Below are 6297 nucleotides of genomic sequence, written 5' to 3' on the forward strand. Positions count from 1 at the left end.
CCCGGTCACGGCCACTCGGCTTCGGACAGCACACGCGCGGCGCGAAGGAAGTTTTCGCGATCGGCGGCGGGAAGCTGTCCGAGCAGCCGCTCCTCCTGCTCCTGGATCTTCGACTGGGCCGACCTTCGCGCGGCGCGGCCGGCTTCGGTGATCCCCAGCAGCCGGACCCGGCGGTCCTCCGGGTCCGGCTCGCGCGTGATCAGCCCGTCCTCTTGGAGTTTGTCGAGCGTGCCGATGATCCGGGTCTTGTCCGCCCCGATCGCCTTCGCGAGGGCGGCCTGTGTACGGACGGGTCCGTCGTCGAGCGCGCTCAGCACCACGTAACCCCACATGGTCAACCCGTGCCCGGCCAGCACCGGCGTCTCGGCGTTCATCAGCCGTCGCATCAGCCCGCCGAGCATCGCCGCGAGATCCGGCCTCCCCTGCTCCGCCATGCGCAGACCATACCGACCTCGTTCGCGAAACCTGTTGACGAACTCGTATGCACATGTAGATGATACGCGCATGCCTATCGATGAACTTCGCATCCTCGACGCCCTGGTGACCCGGACCAGCCTCGACCTCGTCGGCAAGATCACCCCCGCGGATCTGGTCAAGCCGACCCCGTGCAGCGCCTGGACCCTGCACGGCCTGCTGGCGCATATGACCACCCAGCACCACGGCTTCGCCGCCGCGGCCGAGGGCGAGAGCCACCTCGACCATTGGCGCCTGCTCCCGCTGGGCGACGACCCCGTCGCCACCTACCGCGCCTCGGTGAACCGGGTCCTGAACGCCTTCGTCCCCCACGACCTCGCCGACCGGAGGTTCGCCCTTCCCGAGTTCTCCACCGAAATCACCTTCACCGCGGAGCAGGCGCTGGGCTTCCATTTCGTCGACTACCTGGTGCACTCGTGGGACGTGGCCAAAACCCTCGGCCTGCCGCTCGAGTTCCAGCAAGAGGTACTCGACGCCGGGCTGGGCTTCGCCAAGGCGATCCCGGACGGGAAGAACCGGACGGCTCCGGGCGCCGCCTTCGGCCCGGCCGTCGACGCGACCGGACAGTCCGATTTGGACACGATCGTCGCGCTGCTCGGCCGGTCGCCGTCATGGCCGGATCAGGTGGCCGCGGCCTGAACACATCCCGGGTGCGACGGCCGAACACCGGTCGTCGCACCTCAGGCCCCAATACTCATAGGCACCGGAAAAGCCTTCGCCCGGCCGGACACCGCCGGTGACGGGCCTCCGCGCCCGCCCCGCCGATCCACCCACAGGAACCTCAATTCTCGCCTTGGGTGAGTGGTTCTTGCTCTGTCAGTGCGACAGGGACAGGCATCGGTGTGATGACCGGTGACACGTTGGCCGAGGTACCTCACCGTGAAAGGATGGATCATTCGCTGGACGCGCTTCGCGGACTCCTGTTGATCCAATGCAGGTCGACCAAGGTGGATTCGATTCTCGATATCGCCGAGAAGGCCCGCGCGGGCATCGTCCTCACCGGCGCCTCTCCCGAGGCCACCGTCCTGCGCCTCCGTGATCAAGGATTCCGCGGCCCGATTCTGTGCGACGCGGATCGATACTCCGGCAAACGAAGGTTCACAGCACGGCGTGGAACCCATCCTGCCTGGATCCGCCGCCAGCGAGAACTCGGATTGATACCGCTCACCGACTCCGGATACCTCGCACCAGGTGATTGGCCTGGATTGAGAACGATCCTCAAGGCCGCAGCGAGGGAATCCGCGCCGGTCGTCGCCGTGCTTCCCCTCGCCACGAAATGGTTCTCCAGTCCAGCGGTCCACGTGGCGATCACAAGGGAGATCAACAAATACGGAGTGCCGGTCGCGTTCGTCTTCGAACACGACAAAGATCCCTTCGGGGTCCAGTACCTTCTGACGGGGTTCCTCCAAGTATTGGCCACTGCGAGCGTTCCCGTTTTCCTGTTGCGGTGCGACGTTTCCGCCATCGGCGCGCTCTGCCATGGCGCACACACCGCTGCCGTGGGCACGAGTAGTTCACTTCGCCATCTCTACCCGGCAACGGCCCGCCGCTCCCCACGACCGCCTGGCGTGTCCGCCTTCGTGACTCGACTACTCAGCTACCACCGGCTCGAGACCTGTGAACGTATCTTCGCCGGGACACCGGACATCCACCATTTCTGGTCCTGCGAGTGCACCGTCTGCGAAGGCGCCACCCCGGCCCGACTCGACGCGGCCGGACAACCATGGCTCGCGGCATCCCGGCATTCACTCTCTTGCCTGCTCAGGCTCTACGCGGAGATCTTCCGCGGCCTGCGAACGCCTGACCAACTCGTCAGTTCCTGGCATGAGACGGTCAGTCACGCCCTCTACGTCCACGATCAGGTCGCCGAGACCGCCGAGCACTGGCGGAAACCGGCCAACCTCCGCGCCTGGTACGCGATCACCGAGGATCCCTTGCCGCATCGCGGCGAAATCCCCCGCCAGCCGGCAGATCACCAGCCGAGAGTCACGATGCCGCGTCGGCGTGGCGCGCGGCCTCGAGGAGCCGGGCGGTGACCAGTTCCGGTTTCTCCAGGGACAGCCCATGAGTCGCTTTTGGCACGACCTCGACCTCGATATGCGGGTTCAGTGAGCCGAGCCGGGCCGCCACCTCGCGGGCGCGGAGGATGACACTGCGTTCGGCGACGATGATCCGGGTGGGCACGTCGATCCTGGACAGCTCGTCGTCGCCGAACAGGTGCATCTCGGGTAGCCGCTGTTTGTACTTGAGCGCGGCGAACAGCAGGGGCCGCACGGTGTGCCGCACGTCCGGATCACCGGACGCCACCAGCCGCAGAACCCACTTGGGCAGGAACCAGAGGAAGATCTCCCGGAAGCTCCACCAGATGAAGCTCCGGTCGATCACGCCGAACCCCGCGGCTTCGATGGTGACGACACCGGCGATCCGGTCGGTCGTCCGGGTGGCGAGGTTCAGGGCGAGCCAGCCACCTCGCGAAACCCCGGCGAGGTGGACCTTTTCGTGACCGGTTCCCGCAAGGACCCCCTCGACGACCTCGGCGAGCCAGTCCGCGCAGTCCTCCGTGGACTCGATGGGCGCGGTCTGGACCGATCGCCCCGGCTCGCCGATGCTGTCCACCGCGTGGATCCGGTGCCGGGCGGCGAGTTCTGCGATATGCGGATACCAGGACAGCGACGTGCCCATTCCTCCGGAAAGCAGCACGATCGGCGGACCGTCTTCCGGCCCGCAACTCCGGACGCGGGTCGGGCCGAATCTCGTCGCGATGTCCAGTTCCTCGGCGGGGACCGGCCACTTCCGCAGGATCGCGTCATAGGTCGCGTGGAACCGCTCTTCGGCCTTCTTGTCGATGAATTCCCCCAGCATCGGACCTCCTCGAAGTTTTTATGGTGCACTTGCACCATAACAGCGGGTGGTCGTTCCGGCCACCCCTTATCGACATGGCAGAGTGATCGCGTGCCGAAACGTGTCGACCACCAAGAGCGCAGGCGCGAGATCGCGGAGGCCCTGTTCCGGATCGCCGCCACCCAAGGCCTGCAGGCGGTCACCCTGCGTGCGGTGGCCGCGGAGGCGGGCATCTCGATGAACCTGGTCCAGTACTACTTCCCGACCAAGGAGGAGATGCTGCGGTTCGCCTGGCAGCGGGTCGTCGAACTGACCGCCGAGATCGCCGGGAAGAGCATCGGCGAGGCGATGACGACGGGGGACGAACGCACCATCGTGCGCGCCTACCTGACCGCCGTCCTGCCGGACGGCGAGCGCCGCCGCATGCTGGCCGCGGTCCAGATCGCGTACTTCGCCGTGGACGTCACGCGCGGGAGCCAGGATCCGGATCAGGAACCACTGCTGCCCCACCTGGTCCGCGCGATCGCCGGCCTGCTCCAGGCCGCCCAGGAGAAAGGTGACGTCCCAGCCCGCCTCGACGCCGGGCTCGAGGCGGACGCGCTCGCGACGATGTCCGCCGGACTCGTCACGGGGATCATGGTCGACGCCTACACCGCCGAGCGCGCGGCGGAGATCGTCGACTACCGGCTCGACGGGCTGTTCACCGGCGTTCGATGAGCGCCTCGATGCCGTCCAGGATCCGGCCGAGGCCGAACTCGACGTCGGCTTCCTCCATGCCCTCTTCGCCGTACGCCTCGCCGGAGACCACGGCGGCGACGCGCGCGTAGCCCCGCCCTTCGAGGCGTGGGCCGAGGAACGCGCTCAGCGCACGGACCTGATCAGGCGGGCTCGCGTTCACGTCCCGGAGCAAGGAAGCGGTACTGCGGACCCAGCCGTCGACCAGGACGGCACAGCCGGTCGCATCCTGGACCCCCAGGCCCGAGCCGGCCATCCCCTCCAGGAAGTTCTCCAGCCACCCCAGCAGATTCGGCGTACTCGGCACGCTCCGGACCGGCAGGTCGATCAGCCACGGATGACGACGGCAGCGCTCGAGGAGCGCACGCGCCCAGGCGGTGACCGACGCGCGCCAATCGCCGGAGGCCGGCTCCGGCGGCGGCCCCCAAGCCGCTTCGGCCACCAGGACGAGTAACTCCTCTTTGGAGTTCAGGTATCGGTAGAGCGCGTTCGCGGTGATGCCGAGACGTTTGGCGATCGACGGCATGGACAGCGCCGCGTAGCCCTCCGCGTCCGCCTGCGCGATGGCCGCGTCGACGATCTGTTCGAGGCTGTATCCCGGTTTCGGCCCGCGCCGGGGCGCCGGGGTGTGCCCCCACGCCAGCGCGGTGCCCGGCGGCAGCAACTCGATCTCGACGTCGTCCATGGCCGCATTGTTGCACCCGAAACAGGTAAAGGCATACACTGTTCATGGCATACACAGTTAATTGACTCTCCGGGGGAACGACCATGACCGAACCGACCAGGCGGAACGTGCTCCGCGGGGCGGCCGCGCTGGCCATCGGCGGAGCCGCCGCGACCTTCGCGAGCAGCGAATCCGCCTTCGCCGCGCCGAATCCGCGCTACCCGTTCGTCGAAGGCGCCTTCGCGCCCGTAAAGGAGGAGGTGACCGCGTTCGGCCTGCCGGTCACCGGCCGGATTCCCCGGGATCTCTGCGGGCGATATCTGCGCACCGGGCCGAACGTGCTCGGGCTCGAAGACCCGCGCGCCCACCACTGGATGCTGGGCGAGGGGATGGTGCACGGCGTCCGGCTGCGCGACGGGAAGGCCGAGTGGTACCGCAACCGCTGGGTGCGTTCGTCCGGCGTCGCGGCGAAACTGGGCGAGCGGTACCCGTGGCCGGTGCCCGCCGAGGACTTCGCGCCGAACACGCACGTGATCGGTCATCATGGCCGCATCCTCACCCTCCAGGAGTCCGGCGCACCGCCGTACGAGCTCGACGGCGAGCTGAACACGTTGGGGCCGTTCGACTTCGGCGGTTCGCTGGAGGGTTCCTACACCGCGCACACCAAGTTCGACGCCCGCGCCGACGAGCTGCACGCGGTGACGTATCACCCGACGTGGGATCACGTACGGCATCTGATGGTCGACCGGACCGGCCGCGTCGTGCGGACCACCCGGATCCCGGTCAGCGACAGCCCGATGATGCACGACTTCGGGCTCACCGAGAACTACGTGGTCGTCTTCGACGTGCCGGTCACCTTCGATCCGCGGCCGGGAAAGGTCGTGCCGTACAAGTGGAACCCGGCCCATCCGGCCAGGGTCGGGGTGATGAACCGCGACGGCGGCCCGGTCCGCTGGTTCGGGGTGGATCCGGTCTTCTACTCGCACACGCTCAACGCCTACGAGCAGGGCTCGACGGTGGTGGTCGACCTGACCACGATGCCTGCGCCGTTCGAGGTGGCCGGCAAGCAGGGCTTCGGCGGCCCGTCGGCTTCGGGCCCGCCGGTGCTGGAGCGCTGGACGATCGACCTTGCTCAAGGACGGGTCCGGCGCCGTGTCCTCGATGACCGGCCGCAGGAGTTCCCGCGGGTCAACGAAAGCCTGGTGTCGCGGCGTCACAGGTACGGCTACTCGGCCTCACCCGGCGAATTGTTCGACGTCTACCTGGACAAGCCCTCCGGTTCCTTCGGCAACGCGCTGATCAAGCACGATCTGCGGAACGGGCGTTCGGAGGTGCACCGCTTCGGCCGGGACGCCGACGCGAGCGAAGCGGTGTTCGTGCCGTCGTCCCGCAGCAAGTCCGAAGACGACGGTTACGCCCTCGCCTACGTGAACAACCCCGACCGCAACGCCTCGGACCTGGTGATCCTCGCGGCACAGGACTTCACCGCCAAGCCACTCGCCCGCATCCACCTGCCGAGGCCGGTACCGCTGGGCTTCCACGGCAGCTGGGTCGCCGACTGACGGATCGGGCGGTCGCCGGGC

Annotated in this window: 7 protein-coding genes; 4 read left to right on the top strand and 3 right to left on the bottom strand. The window is 67.9% G+C overall.

Going from position 1 to position 6297, the window contains the following annotated elements; translation table 11 throughout:
• Positions 1–5 precede the first annotated feature (5 nt).
• Positions 6–434, bottom strand: coding sequence for a MarR family winged helix-turn-helix transcriptional regulator (locus tag ACXIZN_RS14925; RefSeq protein ID WP_457955082.1), 429 nt, complete (start codon positions 432–434; stop codon positions 6–8).
• A gap of 70 nt (positions 435–504) precedes the next feature.
• On the opposite strand from ACXIZN_RS14925, the gene ACXIZN_RS14930 reads away from it, so the two are divergent.
• Positions 505–1113 (top strand): TIGR03086 family metal-binding protein, encoded by a 609-nt coding sequence (locus ACXIZN_RS14930; protein WP_457955084.1) that lies wholly within the window; start codon positions 505–507, stop codon positions 1111–1113.
• A gap of 248 nt (positions 1114–1361) precedes the next feature.
• Positions 1362–2510: a hypothetical protein gene (locus ACXIZN_RS14935; RefSeq protein WP_457955085.1), complete on the top strand. Its 1149-nt coding sequence runs from the start codon at positions 1362–1364 to the stop codon at positions 2508–2510.
• On the opposite strand, the gene ACXIZN_RS14940 is transcribed toward ACXIZN_RS14935, so the two are convergent.
• Positions 2461–3336, bottom strand: coding sequence for an alpha/beta fold hydrolase (locus ACXIZN_RS14940; RefSeq protein ID WP_457955087.1), 876 nt, complete (start codon positions 3334–3336; stop codon positions 2461–2463). The two genes, ACXIZN_RS14935 and ACXIZN_RS14940, sit on opposite strands and share 50 nt — an antisense overlap.
• 90 nt (positions 3337–3426) lie before the next feature.
• Between ACXIZN_RS14940 and ACXIZN_RS14945 the strand changes: the two genes are divergently transcribed.
• A complete protein-coding gene (locus tag ACXIZN_RS14945) occupies positions 3427–4032 on the top strand; it encodes a TetR/AcrR family transcriptional regulator (protein ID WP_457955088.1) in 606 nt (201 codons plus the stop codon).
• On the opposite strand, the gene ACXIZN_RS14950 is transcribed toward ACXIZN_RS14945, so the two are convergent.
• Complete coding sequence (locus ACXIZN_RS14950; protein WP_457955089.1) at positions 4016–4735, bottom strand: TetR/AcrR family transcriptional regulator; 720 nt, start codon at positions 4733–4735, stop codon at positions 4016–4018. The genes ACXIZN_RS14945 and ACXIZN_RS14950 overlap by 17 nt on opposite strands.
• Positions 4736–4818: 83 nt before the next feature.
• Here ACXIZN_RS14950 and ACXIZN_RS14955 point away from each other — a divergent pair, with 83 nt between their 5' ends.
• Positions 4819–6276 (top strand): carotenoid oxygenase family protein, encoded by a 1458-nt coding sequence (locus ACXIZN_RS14955; RefSeq protein WP_457955090.1) that lies wholly within the window; start codon positions 4819–4821, stop codon positions 6274–6276.
• Positions 6277–6297 lie beyond the last annotated feature (21 nt).

The organism is Amycolatopsis sp. TRM77291, assembly GCF_054166285.1.